Source organism: Glaciimonas sp. OK215, assembly GCF_057787885.1.
In genome coordinates this window covers 2,592,239-2,609,752 of the sequence record NZ_CM173544.1, presented here as the reverse complement: position 1 = coordinate 2,609,752, position 17,514 = coordinate 2,592,239, and the positions used below count along the sequence as shown (strand labels likewise).

General features: G+C 56.6%; 21 protein-coding genes. 18 read left to right on the top strand and 3 right to left on the bottom strand.

The window, feature by feature from the left end; translation table 11 throughout:
• The 5 genes from AC3CHX_RS11780 to AC3CHX_RS11760 are packed head-to-tail and all read left to right on the top strand — an operon-like array spanning window position 1 to window position 3,384.
• The gene (locus AC3CHX_RS11780; RefSeq protein ID WP_488644187.1) at window positions 1-192 is read left to right on the top strand and encodes a cbb3-type cytochrome oxidase subunit 3; all 192 of its coding nucleotides are present in this window, start codon (window positions 1-3) and stop codon (window positions 190-192) included.
• Complete coding sequence (gene ccoP / locus AC3CHX_RS11775) at window positions 185-1,141, top strand: cytochrome-c oxidase, cbb3-type subunit III (RefSeq protein ID WP_488644186.1); 957 nt, start codon at window positions 185-187, stop codon at window positions 1,139-1,141. The genes AC3CHX_RS11780 and ccoP overlap by 8 nt, the downstream gene beginning before the upstream one ends.
• A gap of 32 nt (window positions 1,142-1,173) precedes the next feature.
• On the top strand, window positions 1,174-2,574 hold the full coding sequence (ccoG, locus tag AC3CHX_RS11770; RefSeq protein WP_488644185.1) for a cytochrome c oxidase accessory protein CcoG: 1,401 nt from the start codon (window positions 1,174-1,176) through the stop codon (window positions 2,572-2,574).
• Window positions 2,575-2,591: 17 nt separating this feature from the next.
• A complete protein-coding gene (locus AC3CHX_RS11765; protein WP_488644184.1) occupies window positions 2,592-3,131 on the top strand; it encodes a FixH family protein in 540 nt (179 codons plus the stop codon).
• A 28-nt stretch (window positions 3,132-3,159) separates the two neighbouring features.
• Window positions 3,160-3,384 (top strand): hypothetical protein, encoded by a 225-nt coding sequence (locus AC3CHX_RS11760; protein ID WP_488644183.1) that lies wholly within the window; start codon window positions 3,160-3,162, stop codon window positions 3,382-3,384.
• Between the two features lie 10 nt (window positions 3,385-3,394).
• Here AC3CHX_RS11760 and fnr read toward each other — a convergent pair whose 3' ends face one another.
• Window positions 3,395-4,159 (bottom strand): fumarate/nitrate reduction transcriptional regulator Fnr, encoded by a 765-nt coding sequence (fnr, locus tag AC3CHX_RS11755; RefSeq protein WP_488644182.1) that lies wholly within the window; start codon window positions 4,157-4,159, stop codon window positions 3,395-3,397.
• 193 nt (window positions 4,160-4,352) lie between these two features.
• Between fnr and AC3CHX_RS11750 the strand changes: the two genes are divergently transcribed.
• From AC3CHX_RS11750 to AC3CHX_RS11735, 4 genes are all read left to right on the top strand, one after another.
• On the top strand, window positions 4,353-4,796 hold the full coding sequence (locus AC3CHX_RS11750) for a universal stress protein (protein ID WP_488644181.1): 444 nt from the start codon (window positions 4,353-4,355) through the stop codon (window positions 4,794-4,796).
• 61 nt (window positions 4,797-4,857) lie between these two features.
• On the top strand, window positions 4,858-5,709 hold the full coding sequence (locus AC3CHX_RS11745; RefSeq protein ID WP_488644180.1) for a universal stress protein: 852 nt from the start codon (window positions 4,858-4,860) through the stop codon (window positions 5,707-5,709).
• Window positions 5,710-5,843: 134 nt separating this feature from the next.
• Window positions 5,844-6,899, top strand: coding sequence for an NAD(P)-dependent alcohol dehydrogenase (locus tag AC3CHX_RS11740; protein ID WP_488644179.1), 1,056 nt, complete (start codon window positions 5,844-5,846; stop codon window positions 6,897-6,899).
• A 43-nt stretch (window positions 6,900-6,942) separates the two neighbouring features.
• On the top strand, window positions 6,943-7,575 hold the full coding sequence (locus AC3CHX_RS11735; RefSeq protein WP_488644178.1) for a 3'-5' exonuclease: 633 nt from the start codon (window positions 6,943-6,945) through the stop codon (window positions 7,573-7,575).
• Between the two features lie 23 nt (window positions 7,576-7,598).
• On the opposite strand, the gene dbpA is transcribed toward AC3CHX_RS11735, so the two are convergent.
• The gene (dbpA, locus tag AC3CHX_RS11730; protein WP_488644177.1) at window positions 7,599-8,987 is read right to left on the bottom strand and encodes an ATP-dependent RNA helicase DbpA; all 1,389 of its coding nucleotides are present in this window, start codon (window positions 8,985-8,987) and stop codon (window positions 7,599-7,601) included.
• A 374-nt stretch (window positions 8,988-9,361) separates the two neighbouring features.
• Here dbpA and AC3CHX_RS11725 point away from each other — a divergent pair, with 374 nt between their 5' ends.
• The 5 genes from AC3CHX_RS11725 to AC3CHX_RS11705 all read left to right on the top strand — a co-directional run bounded on the left by AC3CHX_RS11725 (window position 9,362) and on the right by AC3CHX_RS11705 (window position 12,509).
• Complete coding sequence (locus tag AC3CHX_RS11725; protein ID WP_488644176.1) at window positions 9,362-10,063, top strand: pirin family protein; 702 nt, start codon at window positions 9,362-9,364, stop codon at window positions 10,061-10,063.
• 20 nt (window positions 10,064-10,083) lie between these two features.
• A complete protein-coding gene (locus AC3CHX_RS11720; RefSeq protein WP_488644175.1) occupies window positions 10,084-10,497 on the top strand; it encodes a DoxX family protein in 414 nt (137 codons plus the stop codon).
• A 102-nt stretch (window positions 10,498-10,599) separates the two neighbouring features.
• The gene (locus tag AC3CHX_RS11715; RefSeq protein WP_488644174.1) at window positions 10,600-11,214 is read left to right on the top strand and encodes an FMN-dependent NADH-azoreductase; all 615 of its coding nucleotides are present in this window, start codon (window positions 10,600-10,602) and stop codon (window positions 11,212-11,214) included.
• A 75-nt stretch (window positions 11,215-11,289) separates the two neighbouring features.
• Window positions 11,290-11,961, top strand: coding sequence for a GTP cyclohydrolase II (gene ribA / locus AC3CHX_RS11710; RefSeq protein WP_488644173.1), 672 nt, complete (start codon window positions 11,290-11,292; stop codon window positions 11,959-11,961).
• Window positions 11,962-12,002: 41 nt separating this feature from the next.
• On the top strand, window positions 12,003-12,509 hold the full coding sequence (locus AC3CHX_RS11705; protein ID WP_488644172.1) for a MaoC family dehydratase: 507 nt from the start codon (window positions 12,003-12,005) through the stop codon (window positions 12,507-12,509).
• A gap of 108 nt (window positions 12,510-12,617) precedes the next feature.
• On the opposite strand, the gene AC3CHX_RS11700 is transcribed toward AC3CHX_RS11705, so the two are convergent.
• Window positions 12,618-13,715 carry a porin gene (locus AC3CHX_RS11700; RefSeq protein ID WP_488644171.1) on the bottom strand — a complete coding sequence of 366 codons (1,098 nt, stop codon included), beginning with the start codon at window positions 13,713-13,715 and terminating at the stop codon, window positions 12,618-12,620.
• Window positions 13,716-14,048: 333 nt separating this feature from the next.
• Here AC3CHX_RS11700 and AC3CHX_RS11695 point away from each other — a divergent pair, with 333 nt between their 5' ends.
• The 4 genes from AC3CHX_RS11695 to AC3CHX_RS11680 all read left to right on the top strand — a co-directional run bounded on the left by AC3CHX_RS11695 (window position 14,049) and on the right by AC3CHX_RS11680 (window position 17,329).
• The gene (locus tag AC3CHX_RS11695; RefSeq protein ID WP_488644170.1) at window positions 14,049-15,020 is read left to right on the top strand and encodes a substrate-binding domain-containing protein; all 972 of its coding nucleotides are present in this window, start codon (window positions 14,049-14,051) and stop codon (window positions 15,018-15,020) included.
• A gap of 121 nt (window positions 15,021-15,141) precedes the next feature.
• The gene (locus AC3CHX_RS11690; RefSeq protein WP_488644169.1) at window positions 15,142-16,098 is read left to right on the top strand and encodes an ABC transporter permease; all 957 of its coding nucleotides are present in this window, start codon (window positions 15,142-15,144) and stop codon (window positions 16,096-16,098) included.
• A 3-nt stretch (window positions 16,099-16,101) separates the two neighbouring features.
• Complete coding sequence (locus AC3CHX_RS11685) at window positions 16,102-16,896, top strand: ATP-binding cassette domain-containing protein (protein WP_488644168.1); 795 nt, start codon at window positions 16,102-16,104, stop codon at window positions 16,894-16,896.
• Complete coding sequence (locus AC3CHX_RS11680) at window positions 16,889-17,329, top strand: RbsD/FucU family protein (protein WP_488644167.1); 441 nt, start codon at window positions 16,889-16,891, stop codon at window positions 17,327-17,329. Before AC3CHX_RS11685 ends, AC3CHX_RS11680 begins: the two co-directional genes overlap by 8 nt.
• Window positions 17,330-17,514: the final 185 nt, after the last annotated feature.

The window sequence follows — 17,514 nt, the reverse complement described above, 5'->3', positions numbered from 1 at the left end:
ATGGCAATCGACAATACCTTTACCCAGGCCAGCATCGTCATGACGGTGATCAGCCTGGCGACATTTCTTGGCATTCTCTGGTGGACGTATGGCATCAAGCGCAGCGGCGATTTCGATGCCGCCGCACGGTTACCGTTCGACGATGACGATGATGCTGTCGTAGCGCAGGGCACGGAGGATCATCATGGCTGATTTCACAAGTGGTTTCTGGAGCATCTATATCACCGTATTGACGCTACTCAGCATTTTCGGATGCGGCGTACTGCTGTGGTCGCAGTCGCACCACAAGGTCAGGTTGCCGGCAGAATCAGGCGCTCCCGGTGCAATACGCGCTCAAACCGAAACGACCGGCCATGTCTGGGATGACGATCTGACCGAGTTGAACACGCCGATGCCGCGCTGGTGGATGTGGCTGTTTTACATCACCATCGTGTTCGCCCTAGGGTATCTGGTGCTGTACCCGGGGCTCGGCACCTACGCCGGCAAGCTGGGCTGGAAGTCGAGCGGCGCCTACCAGGAAGAGTTGAAAAAGGCGGATAGCCAATACGGCCCGCTGTTCGCCAGGTATTTGCAGCAGGATCTGAAGGTAGTGGCGGCCGACCCGCAGGCGCATGCGATCGGTGAGCGTCTGTTCCTGACTTATTGCGCGCAATGCCACGGTTCGGATGCGCGCGGCGGCAAAGGTTTCCCGAACCTGACTGACAAGGACTGGCTGTATGGCGGTGACCCGAACGTGATCCAGACCACGATCCTGTACGGGCGCCACGGCCAGATGCCGTCCATGGCGGCGGCGCTCGGCTCGGACAAGGATGTCGAAAATGTCGCGCACTATGTATTGAGTTTGTCGGAGTCGCCGGCTTCCGATCCTATCAGGGCAGCATTTGGCAAAGCCAAATTCGGCAGCTGCGCCGGATGCCACGGCGCGGATGGGCACGGCAATCAGGCAATGGGCGCTCCGAATCTGAGCGACAAGATATGGTTATATGGCGGTAGCGCGGAAACCATCATGGAAACCATCCGCAAAGGCCGCGATAACACGATGCCTGCATTCAAGGACTTTCTGGGCGAGGCGAAAGTCCATGTGCTGGCAGCCTATGTATGGAGTCTATCGAATGAAACATCGGATTTCGACCAGAAATGATTCGCCCTCATCCGGCTTTATTGTGAGTTCCAATGCATAACGTCGCTCCTCAGGAGTCTGTCATCAAGATGTACGCCGCGCGCACGCAGATTTACCCGCGCGAGGCGAAGGGCCGCTATGCGATCTGGCGCTGGGTATGCGTGTGGCTGACGCAACTGGTGTTCTATGGCTTGCCATGGCTGAACTGGAACGGCCGCCAGGCCGTGCTGTTCGACCTGGGCGCGCGCAAGTTTTACATTTTCGGGGTCGTCTTGTGGCCGCAGGATTTCATCTATCTTGCGGTGCTGCTGATCATCTGTGCGTATGCCCTGTTTCTGGTGACCGCCCTGGCTGGGCGGGTCTGGTGCGGATTCGCCTGTCCGCAAACGGTGTATACAGAAGTATTCATGTGGATCGAGCGCAAGATCGAGGGGCCGCGCAGCGCACGCATGCGGCTCGACCAGCAGCCGTGGTCGGTTGAACGGCTCTCAAAGAAAACCGCCAAGCATGTGCTGTGGGGAGCGCTTGCACTCTGGACCGGATGCACCTTCGTCGGCTACTTCACACCGCTGCAAACCTTGTTGCGCGAGGCGCACAACGTCGCGCTGGGGCCGTGGGAATGGTTCTGGATTCTGTTCTACGCGTTGGCAACCTACGGCAACGCGGGGTGGATGCGCGAGCAGGTCTGCAAATACATGTGTCCGTATGCGCGCTTCCAGAGTTCGATGTTCGACAAGGACACGCTGATCATCACCTACGATCAGGAACGCGGCGAGCCGCGTGGCGCGCGTGGGAAGAAACAGGATGCCGCAGCCAGGTCGCAGGGCGATTGCATCGACTGCTCGATGTGCGTGCAGGTTTGCCCCACCGGCATCGATATCCGGCAAGGCTTGCAGTATGAGTGCATCGGTTGCGCCGCTTGCGTCGATGCCTGCAATCTGGTCATGACGAAGATCGCTGCACCGCCAGGGTTGATTCGCTATTCGACCGAGCATGCGATCAGCGGGCACCTGTCGCTGCAAGAGATGCGGCAGCGCGTGCTGCGTCCGCGGGTGATGATCTATAGCGGCATACTGCTGCTGATCGTAACGGCCTTCTTTGGCACGCTGATCATGCGTACCCCGCTCAAGCTCGATGTCATTCGCGACCGCGGTGCAATGGGGCGGGAAGTGGAAGACGGCATGATCGAGAACGTGTACCGGCTGCAGATCATGAACACGGCGGAAACCTCGCACCGTTACAAGATTGCCGTCTCGGGGCTCAAGTCGATTGCGCTGGCCACGCCGGATGAAGTGGAACTGGAGGGCGCCAGCTCGCGCGCGGTGCCGGTGCGTGTGCGGGTCGATCACAGCAACGGCAAACCCGGCTCAAACAAAATCGTGTTCGAACTGAAGGCGCTGGATGATGCGCGCCTGCAGGTGCAAGAGAATGCCGTATTTTTCGTGCCGAAATAGGTCCCAAGGAGAAAATCATGCATACCGCTTCCCCGTTAATCGATCGACTACACACTGCGCGGCCTTGGTACACCCAGGCGTGGCCATGGCTTCTGATGCTGGGCCCGGCCGTGGTCGTCGTGGCGGCCACGTATACCGGCTGGCTGGCATTTTCGCGACAGGACGCGCTGGTAGTGGGCGACTATTACAAGCAGGGACTGGCCATCAATCAGGATTTGCAGCGCGATCGTGTGGCGACCGGTATGGGATTGTCGTTGAATGCTCGTTACGACGCTGCCAGCGGGAAGCTGAACGGCACGCTGCGGAGCTTCGGTACGCCCATTGCCAGGAAAATCCTGCTCCATCTGGCGCATCCGACCCAGCCGGAAAAGGACCTCCAGCTCGCAGCACAACCCAATCCGCACGGCGATTTCAGCGTCGGATTACCGATGCTGGAAAGGGCCCGCTGGGAGATCTTGGTTGAGGGGGAACGGCGCGACTGGCGTTTGAGCGGCTCCTGGAACTGGCCGCAGCAGCAGATGATCGCCCTCAAGGCCGATTTACCGCCCGCCGAATGAAAGAGGGGAGACCATGTTGCGATACGTGATGAATATACTTTGGCCGTCTTTTCTGGTGGCGATGGTCGCAGAAGGCTGTTTTTTTTCGCTCTTCGATCCGGCGGATTTGTTACGTCTCGGCGGCCAACATGCTCTGCCGCCGATAGCCGGCTACACGATCGGCTTTTTCTTCTTCTGGAGTTTTTGTTCGCTGGCGAGCATGCTGACGCATTACCTGTTCAGCGTGCCGGACGAGCGCGGCCCGCCGTTCTGAAGTGGAAGCGTTACATCGGGCTGCAGTTTTCCGTGCCGGCCGCCAGCGCTCTTAACATCGCCGGATCGAGCAGTTGCAGCTCACGCTTATCGACTTTGAGCCAGCCCTGCTTCTTGAACCGGGACAGCAACCGGCTAATGCTCTCGATGGTCAGTCCCAGATAATTGCCGATGTCCTCGCGCGACATCCGCAACTGGAAACTGGTGGACGAATAACCGCGCGCCGCATAGCGCGATGACAGATTCACCAGAAAAGCCGCAAAGCGCTGTTCCGCGCGCATATTTCCCAGTAGTAGCATCACATTCTGCTCGCGCGTGATTTCCTGGCTCATGATTCTGTGAAAATGACGCAGCAGCATCGGGATGTGGCCGAACAGCTCTTCCAGGCGCGAGAACGGAATCTCACAGACCTCGCTATCCTCCAGCGCAACCGCGTCGCATTGGTGCCGGTCGCCGCTGATCGCATCCATGCCCAGCAATTCGCCAGCCATCTGGAAACCGGTGACCTGTTGCTCGCCGCTAGGATTGATCTGATAAGTCTTGAAATGCCCAAACCGGATGGCATACAGATTTGTGAACGGGTCATCCATTCGGTACAGGCCCTCGTCTCGCAAGATGCGACGGCGGCGTCCGACAACCTGGTCGAGCCGGTTGATGTCCGCATCGTCCAGCCCCATGGGAAGGCATAAGTGGTGCAAGCTGCAATTGGCGCAACTTGCCTTTAATGCACCGACATTCAAGGCTGGCGACGCGGTATAGGAAAGCGGCTGGCTCATAGTGGTAATTGTTGTGATTATTCAACATTGTAGTGATGGCTAAGGCGAATGTACTCTAAATGCGGAATACATACAAACGCAGCGCAACGCCGCTGCCCACGCATTGCGTGCCATTTGATCCATGTCAAAAAGTCCTGAGGAGAACAGGCATAGGATCTTCTCATCGGATTCTTTTCCCGCACCTGAGGACATCATGTTCAAGACCATATTGTTGGCGACCGACGGCTCCGATCTGTCGGACAAGACTGTTCAGGCGGCAGTCGAATTTGCCAAGAGCAACGGCAGCAAGATCATCGGCTTGTCGGTTGCCGAAATCTATTCCTATTTCCCGGTCTCGACGATGGGCGGCGCTGAAGATCTGCGTTTGCTGACAGATGCGGTCGAGCAGCAAGCGGAAGAAAATGTGCAAAAAATCGCGGATCTGGCGAAGCAAGCCGACGTGGCGTGCGAAGTCTATTGTCCAAAGGGCTGGTGCGCTCAGGAAATCGTCAAGACCGCCGAGCAGCACCACTGCGATGTGATTTTCATGGCGTCGCATGGCAGAAAGGGCGTGAGTAAATTGCTGTTGGGCAGCGAGACACAGAAGGTCCTGGCTTATTCCCGCATTCCTGTGATCGTGTACAAGGCATCGGCCTGACCGCTGGTGATGCATCGATTCAAGCGCGATCATTAGGCTCGACCAAAGCAGGAGCGTTCAGATGTCCTACAAAATCATTCTGGTGCATGTCGACAAGTCGGCGCATCTTGACTTGCGGATTGAAGTCGCCGCAAAAATGGCGTTACATGAAAATGCCCACCTCATCGGCGTTGCTGTCACAGGGCTATCCCGATCACTGCACCGGCCGCTACTTTCCGGCCGGGACGGCAGCAATCTGGCGTCCTATAAAGCCGACTATCTGGACACGCTGCGGCAGCGTGCGCACGCCGCGCTCGAGAAATTTGACACGCTGGTGCGCGCAATCGGCGTGACTTCTTATGAAAAGCGGCTGATCGATGACGAGGCCGCGGCTGCCATCAGCATGCTGGGCCTGTATGTCGATCTGATCGTTCTCGGCCAGAGCGACACCGACGATCAATCCCTGACTGCGAAGGTCGATTTTCCGGAATACGTGACACTTAACGCCGAATGCCCGGTCTTGATTGTCCCTTCTGCCGGGCCGGTCTCCTGCATTGGCGGGCGGGTGCTGATTGCATGGAATGGGAGCATGGCGGCTTCGCGCGCAGTCAGGAGTGCCATGCCATTGCTAAAACAGGCGAACCAGGTTCAACTCGCCATCGTCAATCCTGCCTCTGGTCCGGATCCGCAATGTGAAGAGTCGGGCGCCGAGATGGCCGCTTATCTGGCTCGCCACCACATCACGGTTGAACTGGTTCGGCGCACGGTCGCAGACGATGCCGGGCACACGCTGCTGGCGCTCGCGGCCGACCTGTCTGCCGACGTGATCGTGATGGGCTGCGTTGCGCATCAGCGCTGGCGGGGGATGTTGCTCGGCGGCGCCACCCGTGTGGTGCTGGAAGAGGCCGCCGTAGCGGTGTTGATGTCGCATTAAGGCCGTGGCGGCCACGTCAATGAGGTGTCGATACTGCAGTTGGCAATCCCGTGCGGATCGGCATCGCCCGTGTCGGCGCGGCAACAGAGGCAGTGCGCACAGACATCATCATGCAGGTTTTCAGGAGAATTGCGATGCGTACCATGAAAGCAGCAGTGTTCCTCCGTCCGGGCAAGATCGCGCTCGAGGAAAAGCCCGTACCGGTTGCCGGTCCCGGCGAGGCGGTAATCAAAATAACCACCACCACGATCTGCGGCACCGATGTGCATATCCTCAAGGGGGAATATCCGGTTGAGGCGGGGCGCACTATCGGTCATGAGCCGGTGGGAGTGATCGAAGAATTGGGCGCGGGCGTGAGTGGATATTCGGTCGGACAACGGGTGATCGTCGGTGCGATTACCCCGTGCGGACAATGCCATCCTTGTCTCGACGGTCATCAGTCCCAATGCGGCGGCAAGGCGGCCGGCGGCTGGCGCTTCGGCAACACGATAGACGGCTCTCAGGCGGAATACCTGCTGGTGCCGCACGCGATGTCGAATCTCGAACCGATTCCGGACGGACTCACGGATGAGCAGGTGTTGATGTGCCCTGACATCATGAGTACCGGTTTCGGCGGGGCGGAAAGCGGGGAGATAAAGATCGGTGACACGGTCGTGATTTTTGCACAGGGGCCGATCGGTTTGTGTGCAACAGCGGGGGCAAAATTAAAAGGCGCAAGCCTGATCATCGCGGTTGACGGCGTGAGTGCGCGCCTTGAAGTGGCGAAAAAGCTGGGTGCCGATGTCACGATCGACTATACGAAGACCGATCCGCTGACCGAGATCATGCGTCTGACCAACGGGCGCGGCGTCGATGTTGCAATCGAAGCGTTGGGTACGCAACAGACGTTTGAAAGTTGTCTGCGCGCTCTCAAGCCAGGTGGCACGCTCTCCAGCCTTGGCGTGTATTCCGGCAAGATTTCCTTGCCGCTGGATGCCTTTGCCGCTGGTCTGGGCGATCACAAGATCGTCACCACCCTGTGCCCCGGCGGGAAAGAACGCATGCGCCGGCTGCTGAATGTGGTGGCGTCGGGCCGGGCGGATTTGCAGGCAATGGTCACGCATCGCTTTAAACTGGATCAGATCGAACAGGCATATGAATTATTTGCCAACCAGCGCGATGGCGTGTTGAAGGTCGCGATTACACCGTGATGCTGTAATATGCGCCCATCAAAAAAATGCATTTCGAGGATCCATGGGCGTATTTCAAAAACCGATAGTCATGCTGGATTTCGAGACCACCGGGCTGAGTCCTGCAATGGGTGATCGCATCACGGAAGTCGCAGCCCTCAGGATCGTTGAAGGCGAAATCGTCGAGCGCTTCGTTTCGCTGGTGAATTGCGGGGTGCGGATACCTTCTTTCATTACCCATCTGACCGGTATTTCGCAAGCGATGGTCGATAGCGCGCCGCCAGTCGCTGAGGTTGTCCCGGAATTGCTGCGATTTATCGGCGGCGACGCGTTGGCCGCCCACAACGCCAGTTTTGACGCCAAGTTTTTATTGGCGGAAAGTGCGCGTCTGGATGTGCAGCCGCGCTATAGCGCACTGATTTGCTCGTTGAAATTATCGCGTCGTGTGTTCCCGGGCATGCCGAGCTACAAGCTTGGATCGCTGGCCACCGCATTGCGGATACCATTTCACGGCACGGCGCATAGAGCGGAAGCGGATGCCGAAGTATCGGCGAACTTACTGTTACACGTCGCCCGTAGCCTGGCGCATACCTACCGCGTGCCATCTATCCACCCGGATTTGCTGGTATCGCTGAATCAGCTGAGCGCCGCCAAAGTCCCCGACTTCCTGGCGCGGCAGCTGGGCAAGCAGGTCTAGTTGGCGTAGCGGCTTTCTTGCGTTTACAGCTCGGAGATAAAGCGCATCTTGAAGCTGCGGCCTTTGATATTGCCATTGCTCAGGCGAGAAAAGGCGTGCTTGGCCATGCGTCTTTCCAGCGCGACATAGGTCATGAATTCGAATACGCTGATTTTGCCGACCTGCTCTTTGGTCAGCTCCGCATCGCCGGTCAGCGCGCCCAACAGATCACCCGGACGCAGCTTGTCTTTCTTGCCGCCCATGATGCATAGCGTCACCATAGGCGCTTGCAGCGGACCGCCTTCAGCCGGTTCCAGCTCGGCCAGATCGAACCAGCTAACCGGTCCGTTCTGGTAGTCCTCGATCAGCTTCACCCATTTTTTTTCATTCGGCGCACACAGGCTCAGCGCCAGCCCCTTGTCGTGACCGCGCCCGGTACGGCCGATGCGGTGGATATGGACTTCGGTGTCTTTCGACACATCGACGTTAATGACCGCGCCCAGGGTCTGGATATCCAGGCCGCGTGCGGCGACGTCAGTGGCGACCAGCACCGAGCAACTCTGGTTGGCGAATTGCACCAGGATTTCATCCCGCTCGCGTTGTTCCAGTTCACCGTATAACGCGAGTGCGCTAAACCCCTGGTCGCGCAATTCAGCCGCCAATTCGCGGCAATGGATTTTGGTGTTGCAGAAGGCGATGGTCGAGACCGGTCTGTAGTGGTTCAGCAGTTGTGCCACGGCGGCATTCCGGCCGTCGTAGCTGACTTCGTAAAAACGTTGTTCGATCTGGCCGGCATCGTGCTGCGCCTCGACTTTTACTTCGACCGGCTGGCGTAAAAATTCGGCACTGGCCTTACGTATGTCGTCCGGATAGGTTGCCGAAAACAGCAGCGTCTGACGGCGCGTCGGGCAAGCGCTGACGATGCCTGAGATTTCTTCGTAAAACCCCATGTCGACCATGCGGTCGGCTTCGTCCAGCACCAGCGTTTGCACCGTTCCCAGGTTGATGCTGCCACGGCCGATGTGATCGCGTATCCGTCCCGGCGTGCCGACAATAATATGCGCGCCGTGCTCCAGTGAGCCAATCTGCGGCCCCATCGGTGAACCGCCGCATAGCGTCAGGATTTTGACGTTATCCGCAAAACGCGCCAGCCGGCGCAATTCTTTCGCCACCTGGTCGGCCAGTTCACGCGTCGGGCACAACACCAGCGCCTGAATCGCGAAGTAGGTCGGGTTCAGTTTATGCAGGATGCCGATGCCGAAAGCGGCGGTTTTGCCGCTGCCGGTTTTAGCCTGGGCGATCAAATCACGCCGCTCCAGAATCACCGGCAGGCTCTGCGCCTGTATGGTCGTCATCTTGTGATAGCCAAGGCTGTCGAGATTACTCAATAGCGCTGGCGACAAGGGGAGATTGGAGAAGGAGGAGGTAGTCACAATGATGTTAGCCGGCAGAAAGGGGGAGCGAAGTCTAACAGGCGCGCCGGGTTAGGGCCAGATTTGATGTGGATTTGATGGTGTTCCGATATTCATCTGACATCTAAGTGATGTTTGTCGATGCGTTGGCGGGGAAATTGGCGGAAAGCGGGAGCCGTGGCTGGCCCCCGCCGTGTTCCTGAGCGGGCCTGTTTCAGCCTGTATTTTTATGTTCGATATTTTCGATAGTATATGTGAAAATTTTCCGTTTTTCTTTTGCCCTATTGGCGTCCATACTATGTTTCAAGGATGAGTTTCAGGCAATCAGTCGTTATGCCAGCATCCATTACCTATCGAAATTATCGTATATAACCTGACTGGAAACGGAAAACATCATGCTGCAAATTCGCAAAAGTACTGATCGCGGCGTCGCCAACCATGGCTGGCTGCAATCCAATCACACCTTTTCATTTGGTCACTATCACGATCCGGAGCACACCGGCTTCGGTCCGCTGTTGGTGATCAATGAAGACCGGGTTACCCCTGGTCAGGGTTTCGGCACGCATGGCCATCGTGACATGGAAATTATTTCCTACGTCCTCGACGGCGCTCTGGAGCATAAGGACAGCATGGGTACCGGCTCGGTATTGCACTACGGCGATGTACAGCGCATGAGTGCCGGCACCGGCGTGCGTCATAGCGAATTCAACAGCTCGCCGACGGAGCCTCTGCATTTCCTGCAAATCTGGATCGAACCGAACGTCAAAGGCATTCCGCCAGGCTATGAAGAGAAACACTTCACGCCAGCGTCCAAGCAAGGCCAGCTGCGGCTGATCGCCTCGTCGGATGGTCGCGACGGTTCGGTATTGATCCATCAGGATGCCAGCATTTATGCCGCGCTTCTGAACGGTGACGATCAGGTTGCGCACACATGGACTGCCGGCCGCAGCGGTTACCTGCACGTGATACGCGGGACGATTACGGTCAATGGTACGGTGTTATCGACCGGCGACGCGCTGAAACTGCGCGATGAACCTTTAGTCACCCTCGGCAATGCTGACAACGCGGAAGTATTGCTATTTGATTTGCCCTACTAATCAATCCATCAGGAATCAGCATGAACAACTTTTCCAAATTATCTTATCCAATCGCCCGGGCCTTTCTAGGCGCTTTGTTTTTTATTTCCGGGATCTACAAAATCATCGGTTTCAGCTACGTCGCCGGCTGGATGGCAAGCACCGGCGTGCCGATGGCCAGCGCATTGCTGGCCATCACCATCGTGATTGAAATCGGCGGCGGCCTGATGCTGATTACTGGCTGGAAGGCCAAGTACGCAGCGCTCGTCGTCGGTTTGTTTCTGATTCCGGTGACCTTGGTATTCCATGCTTTCTGGAGCGCCGATGCTGCGTCGTATCAAAACCAGCTGACCCAGTTTCTGAAAAACCTGGCGATCCTGGGTGGCATGTTGCTGGTGTTCGGCCACGAGTTCAGTCGGGAGTTAAGCCGAGAAGCAGCCGGCAGCGACAAATAACCCAGCACTTATCTGCATATTTGGATCTTCCCCGCCCGGCGCCGACGCTGCAATCAAGGTCGGCGCCAGGGATTTACCCCACTTTTAGAAAGCACTTTCATCATGACCACGATTCTTCACCTGAACAGCAGCATCCGTAACAGCGGCTCGATTTCCCGTCAGCTGACCTCGGAATTCCTTGCGAAATGGAAACTCGCGCAACCTGGCGACGTCATTGTCGAGCGCGATCTGGCGGCAAATCCTGTACCGCATTTGACCGAACAAATGATGGGTGCATTTTTCACGCCGGAAGCCCAGCGTTCCCCTGAACAGGCGGAAACGGTAAAATTGTCGGATCAGTTGGTGGAAGAATTGCTGAGCGCCGATGTCGTCGTGATCGGCGCGCCGATGTACAATTTCTCAATTAGCTCGACTTTGAAGGCCTGGATCGACCACGTTGCGCGTGCCGGTCTGACTTTCAAGTACACCGAAACCGGTCCGGTCGGGCTGGTTCAGGGTAAAAAAGTCGTTGTATTTACTTCCCGCGGCGGTGTTTACAGCCACGGTGCAGCCAAGGCCATGGATTTCCATGAGACCTATCTGCGTGCAGTATTGGGCTTTATCGGCCTAAGCGATATCGACTTCATTCATACTGAAGGAATGGCAATGGGCGAAGAGGCGGTAGCCAGCGCGATTTCTCATTCTCGTAGTACGATGACTGAATTAATTCCAGCCTGAATTATTTAATTTGTTGGCAAGGCACGCCATTTTCCCGATGGCGTGCCTTTTATATTGAAGTAACGCATCTATCTCATGAGCACCTACATCACACCAAGTAACGCCGCAGCTGCCCAAATCCACGAAAAGCTGGAGTACGTGACATCCTGCGAACTGCCGACTCCCTGGGCAACATTCCAGCTCCATGCCTTTATCGATCATCCGTCCGGTAAAGAACATTTGGCGCTGGTACTGGGTGATGTGACCGATGGTTCGCCGGTATTGGCACGCATCCATTCGGAATGCCTGACCGGCGATGCGCTATTTAGCCAGCGTTGCGATTGCGGCGCGCAACTGGAAGGCGCGCTCCAGCAAATTGCGGCCGAAGGACGCGGCGCCGTGCTGTATTTGCGCCAGGAGGGCCGCGGAATCGGCCTGCTCAACAAGATACGGGCTTACCGGATTCAGGATTCCGGTGCCGATACCGTCGAGGCCAATCAACAACTCGGCTTTGCCGACGATTTGCGCCACTACGGCATGTGCCAGCCCATGCTAGCCCATCTGGGCATCAAGGCGCTGCGCCTGATGACCAACAATCCGCGCAAGATGGCCGCACTGAAAAAAATGGGCGTGCCGGTGATAGAGCGGATCCCTTTGATCCTGAATAGAAATCCTTTTAATACGCGCTATCTGGATACCAAGGCCGCCAAACTCGGACACATGTTGCCGAATGAGGGGGCCGATCATCAAGACGACACTGATCGCTAAATGTCAGGTGCGATTGCGGCGTAATGACCAGGGAGATATCGATGAAAAATGTGAGTCCTGACGGCGTTCAGGAAACTGCTGCTGAAGCGCTGCCTCTTTATCTGGAAGATATCGTCGTGGGCCAACAGTTTACATCGTCAGAATTGCAGGTAAATGCCGACGACATCAAACGTTTTGCCCGGCAGTTCGATCCGCAGCCGTTTCATCTGGATGAGGTTGCTGCGCAAAACACTTTTTTCGGCGGGCTCGCCGCCAGTGGCTGGCATACCGCGGCTATTACGATGCGGTTGCTCGTGGAGAGTGGCATGCCGTTGGCTGGTGGCATCATCGGTGCCGGCGGGGAAATTACCTGGCCCAAGCCTACCCGCCCCGGCGATGTGCTGCACGTTGCCAGTGAAGTGGTTGCCGTCACGCCATCGCGATCACGACCTGATCGCGGCATGATACAAGTGCGCTGCCAGACGTTTAACCAGAACGGCGAGGCGGTTCAGGTGCTGCTGGCAAAACTTGTCATATGGAGCAGGGCGCAAGTAGGTGTAGCCGGCTAAAGCTTATTTATCCCCAAAAAAATGCCCACTCAGCTACGAATGGGCAAAATGACAAGATATTGCAGGTTGGCACGCCCGACGCGACAACCTGCGTTACCCGGATACCGCTTAGAACGTGTGGCTGATGCCTGAATAGAACGCGTTCTGGTTGACGCCAGCCGCACCATTCCCGGTTTCAACGGCAAAACTGGTGAGCGCGCTATTCCGTACGGTACCGATGCTCGCGTACAGCAGGGTGCGCTTGGACAGGCTGTAATTGGTGCCCAGCATGAACAGGTTGGCAGTGCCGCTATTCTGATTCAGCTTGACGTGATACGCGCCGCCGATCAGTGTCAGCGCCGGACTGAGTTGATAGTTGGCGCCGAGCCAGAACTGGTTAGCCTTGTCGGGATTGCCTTGGCTGGCGATCACGGCTGGCGCCGACAGATTTTCGTAGCCGGCAAACAGCTTCAGCTTGTCGATGGTAACGGTGCCGCCGAGAGTCAACTCTTTTGAATATTGAAACAGGGAAGAGTATTGCCCGTTGGCATCATTCGCAAAGTCGTACATTGCCCGCAATTCGTAGCTCGGTTGTACGAAAGCCAGGGAGAGTCCGCCCGTGCTGCCTTTTTTGGTCGAGCCGGCCACTTCACCCATGCCATACACGCCTTGTGCGGTGAAGCCGCCCAGGTTTGGCGTCGTGTAGTCGATTTCGTTATTGTAGGTTGGCCAGTTGCGCCCCTTGACCAGCGTGGCGGTGCCCATTCCTTGCTGTCCGCCTGAATCCAGATTCCAGACCACATCGCTGGGCAGGGTCAAATCCCGACCAATTTTCAAAGTACCGAAACCGCCGCTCAGGCCGACCAAAGAGCGGCGGGTCCACAGGCCGGAGCCGCCATTCACGGTGCCGGTGCTGCCGTCAAAGCCGTTTTCCAGAAGGAACAATGCGCTGAGCCCGCCGCCCAGATCTTCAGTGCCCTTGAAGCCGAACATGCTGGTGCCCCAGACGTTGCCGTCGACGCCCCATTTGCCGCCGACGATGGCTTTGCCGTTGTTATCGACGCTGCCCGTCGGCTGATTGCTTTGGTAATTGATGCCATCCACTACGCGGCCATAGATGGTCACATTGGTTTGGGCTTGGGCATGACCGATGCAGGCGCAAGCGAGTATTGCCGCAGCGGCGAGGGGTTTTGCCAGCGGCAAGGTTTTAAAAACAGTTTTTTTCATTTCGTCTCCTAAGTAAAAAATGTGGCGTTGACCACTGTTTTTCGAGTCTTGAACAGCTCGAAATTCTTGCGTCGGGCACGCGCATTGGTGCAATGCCGACTCTTTCTTATTCATGAGGTAAACCGGTTTTCCGGACTTATGGCATAGCCATATGGCAAGAAACCGGTCGCTCATTAATTAATAAATACAGTTGATTTATTAATGCAATCAGAATATATTCCGAATCGGGATCGCGGTAAAGTGTTTATCGATACAACCTGATCGGTATTTTTAAGTGTTGTTGTAAGTACCGTTGTTCGCTATCTCACAATTGATAACTGGAGGAGACACCAAATGAAGCTGAGAACTTGCATTGCGTTAACTATTTTGACAACGGTTACGGGAATGGCCGCCGCGGCAGACCAGCCCGTCATCGGACTGATCACCAAAACGGACACCAACCCGTTCTTCGTAAAAATGAAGGAAGGCGCACAACAAGCCGCCAAGGCCAAGGGCGCCAAACTCCTGACAGCCGCCGGCAAGTCCGACGGCGATAATGGCGGCCAGGTCACAGCGATCGAGAACATGATCGCGGCCGGTGCAAAAACCATACTCATCACACCGAGCGACTCCAAAGCCATTGTTCCGGCCATCAAAAAGGCCCGTGCACAAGGCGTGATGGTGATTACGCTCGATAGCCCGACTGACCCGCAGCAGGCTGTCGATGCGCTATTTGCCACTGACAATACCAAGGCCGGCATCCTGATCGGCGAATATGCCAAAGCAGCCTTTGGCGGCAAACCGGTGAAGATCGCCACGCTCGATCTGTTTCCCGGTCACCCGGTGGGCATCCAGCGCCATAATGGTTTCCTGCAAGGCTTAGGCGTCAAACAAGGCGATGCCAGCATCGTCTGCATGCAGGATAGCTATGGCGATCAGGCCAAGGGGCAGACCGCCATGGAAAACTGCCTGCAAAAGAATCCCGACATCAATCTTGTCTACACCATCAATGAACCTGCCGCCGCTGGTGCTTACAAGGCGCTCAAGGCCGCAGGCAAAGAGAAAAATGTGATGATCGTATCGGTCGACGGCGGCTGTGAAGGCGTGCGCAATGTGAAGGCCGGGATGATTGCCGCGACCTCGCAGCAGTATCCGCTGAAGATGGCAGCACTCGGCGTTGAAGCGGGTGTCGACTATGCCAAGACCGGCAAGAAGGTCAGCGGCTACGTCGATACCGGCGTCACGCTGATCACCGATAAAAAACAAAAAAACATCGACAGCAAAGATACCAGGTTCGGTCTGGATGCCTGTTGGGGCACGAAGTAAGGTGAAACCGGGCTGGCACATCAAGGATCAATTGATTGCCGGTCCTTTCCTTAGATAGCAAGGAGACATATTTATGAAACAAGCGCCAGTCCCTGTCCTGGACCAAAAAGGATACAAATTTATGAAACTCCGTTTAGATCACTTACCCCCGCTGTCGTCGCTCGGGCCGTGTATTGCACTGCTGGCGGCATGCCTGTTTTTCTCAACGCAATCCGACCACTTTCTCAGCGGACAAAATTTCTCTCTGATTTTGCAACAGGTCATGGTAGTTGGCGTGATCGCGATCGGCCAGACCCTGATCATTCTGACGGCCGGTATCGACCTGTCCTGTGGCATGGCGATGGCGCTAGGCTCCGTGGTGATCACCAAGTTCGCGACCGAGCACGGCCTGCATCCGTATCTCGCCGTTGCTTGCGGCCTGGCGGTCTGCACTTTGATCGGCTTCGTGAATGGCGCACTGGTGACCAAGGTCAGACTGCCGGCATTCATCGTGACACTCGGCACGATGAACATCGTGTTTGCCATCACCCAGCTGTATTCCGGTGCGCAAACCGTCACCAACCTGCCGGATGCATTGCTGTTTTTCGGCAATACCTTCCAGGTCGGCCAGACCAACATCACGTATGGCACGGTGCTCATGCTGGCGTTGTACCTGCTGACCTGGTTTTTCCTGCGCGATACCGCGCCCGGACGCCACATTTATGCAGTCGGGAATAACCGGGAAGCGGCACGTCTGACGGGCATTGCAACCGATCGCGTGCTATTGAATGTCTACATGCTGGCGGGATTTTTATACGGTGTTGCCGCACTGTTATCCGTCGCCCGTATGGGCGTGGGCGATCCGCAAGCTGGCCAGACCGATAACCTCGACAGCATTACGGCCGTGGTTCTCGGCGGCACCAGCCTGTTCGGCGGGCGCGGCATGATTGCCGGCACGCTGATCGGCGTGCTGATTGTGGGCGTGTTCCGCAATGGCTTGACCCTGATGGGCGTGCCATCCGTGTTCCAGGTTCTGGTGACCGGCATTCTGGTGATTCTGGCTGTCGCTACCGACCAATTTACGCACAAGAAAGGTTGAAAAATGACTACGAATACTTCAGCCACCATTTTTCAGGCACATGGCCTGGTGAAACGCTATGGCCACGTCACGGCACTGGACGGCACCGATTTCGAGTTGCGTGCCGGAGAAATCCTGGCGGTGATCGGTGACAATGGCGCCGGCAAATCATCCCTGATCAAGGCGCTCTCAGGCGCGGTTATTCCAGACTCAGGCGAGATGTTTCTGGATGGCAAACAGGTGCATTTCCATTCCCCGATCGATGCGCGTCGGCATGGGATCGAGACGGTCTATCAGGATTTGGCTGTGGCGCCGGCGATGACGATTGCTGAAAATCTGTTTCTCGGGCGCGAAATCTTGAAACCGGGTTTTCTCGGTAGATTTCTCAAGGTTATCGACAAGAAGAAAATGCTGGCGGAAGCGATCAGGCATATGCAGGATCTGAAAATCGGCATCCGCTCGATGAATCAGGCGGTCGAAACCTTATCCGGCGGCCAGCGCCAGGGCGTGGCGGTCGCGCGCAGCACCGCGTTTGCCAAACATGTCGTGATCCTGGATGAGCCTACTGCAGCGCTCGGCGTCAAGGAAGGCAATATGGTGCTCGAATTGATTCGACGGGTGCGCGATCGCGGCCTGCCGGTCATACTGATCAGCCACAATATGCCGCATGTGTTCGAGATCGCAGATCGGATCCACATCCAGCGGCTTGGCAAACGCGTGGCCGTGGTCAATCCAAAGAAGATCAGCATGTCGGATACGGTTGCGGTGATGACGGGCGCCAAGAATCCCGCAGACCTGCCTGAGGATGCCCATGCTTAAAGGTATCGATCCTCTGCTGACGCCGGAGTTGCTGAAGATCCTGTGCGAAATGGGGCATGGCGATGAAGTCGCGGTGGTCGACGCCAACTTCACCGCCGAGTCGCTGGGGCGTGGAAAATCCATCATCCGGCTGCCAGGCAGCGATTTGCAGCGGGCCTGCGAAGCCGTGCTGTCGGTCTTTCCGCTGGACGCTGCCGTCGCGCGACCGGTCGCCTACATGAAAGTATCCGACACGCCCGCCGGATACGCATCGGCGCTGCAGTTGTCGGTGATTGTGCTGCTGGAGGCGGGCGGTTTGGCCGAACCCGAGCAATGCGAATCGATGGAGCGGTTCAGCTTTTATGAACGCGTCAAGCAAGCCTACGCGATCGTGCAAACCGGTGAGATGCAAGCTTATGCAAACTTCATTTTCAAGAAGGGCGTCATTAATTAGCAAAAAATTAGGTCTAAAGACGGTAAGATGCGCCCTACAAGGGCGACGATGTTGAAGACGGCATCCTTCACTGCCGGGCAGCAATGGCACGGAACCGAAAAAGTGTGCAATTGTCGTGGCGTTCTCCCGTAAGGTGAACGGAAAGCACGACAATTCACAATGAATTCAACCTCTTATCAAAGCAA

What these genes read in the sequence shown, in the direction of transcription:
- AC3CHX_RS11740 (WP_488644179.1), top strand. Translation starts at nt 5,844, where the DNA reads ATGCGTACCATGAAAGCAGCAGTGTTCCTCCGTCCGGGCAAGATCGCG.
- AC3CHX_RS11705 (WP_488644172.1), top strand. Translation starts at nt 12,003, where the DNA reads ATGAAAAATGTGAGTCCTGACGGCGTTCAGGAAACTGCTGCTGAAGCG.
- ccoP (WP_488644186.1), top strand. Translation starts at nt 185, where the DNA reads ATGGCTGATTTCACAAGTGGTTTCTGGAGCATCTATATCACCGTATTG.
- AC3CHX_RS11735 (WP_488644178.1), top strand. Translation starts at nt 6,943, where the DNA reads ATGGGCGTATTTCAAAAACCGATAGTCATGCTGGATTTCGAGACCACC.
- AC3CHX_RS11700 (WP_488644171.1), bottom strand. Translation starts at nt 13,715, where the DNA reads ATGAAAAAAACTGTTTTTAAAACCTTGCCGCTGGCAAAACCCCTCGCC.
- AC3CHX_RS11715 (WP_488644174.1), top strand. Translation starts at nt 10,600, where the DNA reads ATGACCACGATTCTTCACCTGAACAGCAGCATCCGTAACAGCGGCTCG.
- AC3CHX_RS11725 (WP_488644176.1), top strand. Translation starts at nt 9,362, where the DNA reads ATGCTGCAAATTCGCAAAAGTACTGATCGCGGCGTCGCCAACCATGGC.
- AC3CHX_RS11765 (WP_488644184.1), top strand. Translation starts at nt 2,592, where the DNA reads ATGCATACCGCTTCCCCGTTAATCGATCGACTACACACTGCGCGGCCT.
- AC3CHX_RS11780 (WP_488644187.1), top strand. Translation starts at nt 1, where the DNA reads ATGGCAATCGACAATACCTTTACCCAGGCCAGCATCGTCATGACGGTG.
- AC3CHX_RS11690 (WP_488644169.1), top strand. Translation starts at nt 15,142, where the DNA reads ATGAAACTCCGTTTAGATCACTTACCCCCGCTGTCGTCGCTCGGGCCG.
- AC3CHX_RS11680 (WP_488644167.1), top strand. Translation starts at nt 16,889, where the DNA reads ATGCTTAAAGGTATCGATCCTCTGCTGACGCCGGAGTTGCTGAAGATC.
- AC3CHX_RS11685 (WP_488644168.1), top strand. Translation starts at nt 16,102, where the DNA reads ATGACTACGAATACTTCAGCCACCATTTTTCAGGCACATGGCCTGGTG.
- AC3CHX_RS11695 (WP_488644170.1), top strand. Translation starts at nt 14,049, where the DNA reads ATGAAGCTGAGAACTTGCATTGCGTTAACTATTTTGACAACGGTTACG.
- ribA (WP_488644173.1), top strand. Translation starts at nt 11,290, where the DNA reads ATGAGCACCTACATCACACCAAGTAACGCCGCAGCTGCCCAAATCCAC.
- AC3CHX_RS11720 (WP_488644175.1), top strand. Translation starts at nt 10,084, where the DNA reads ATGAACAACTTTTCCAAATTATCTTATCCAATCGCCCGGGCCTTTCTA.
- AC3CHX_RS11745 (WP_488644180.1), top strand. Translation starts at nt 4,858, where the DNA reads ATGTCCTACAAAATCATTCTGGTGCATGTCGACAAGTCGGCGCATCTT.
- fnr (WP_488644182.1), bottom strand. Translation starts at nt 4,159, where the DNA reads ATGAGCCAGCCGCTTTCCTATACCGCGTCGCCAGCCTTGAATGTCGGT.
- AC3CHX_RS11750 (WP_488644181.1), top strand. Translation starts at nt 4,353, where the DNA reads ATGTTCAAGACCATATTGTTGGCGACCGACGGCTCCGATCTGTCGGAC.
- ccoG (WP_488644185.1), top strand. Translation starts at nt 1,174, where the DNA reads ATGCATAACGTCGCTCCTCAGGAGTCTGTCATCAAGATGTACGCCGCG.
- AC3CHX_RS11760 (WP_488644183.1), top strand. Translation starts at nt 3,160, where the DNA reads ATGAATATACTTTGGCCGTCTTTTCTGGTGGCGATGGTCGCAGAAGGC.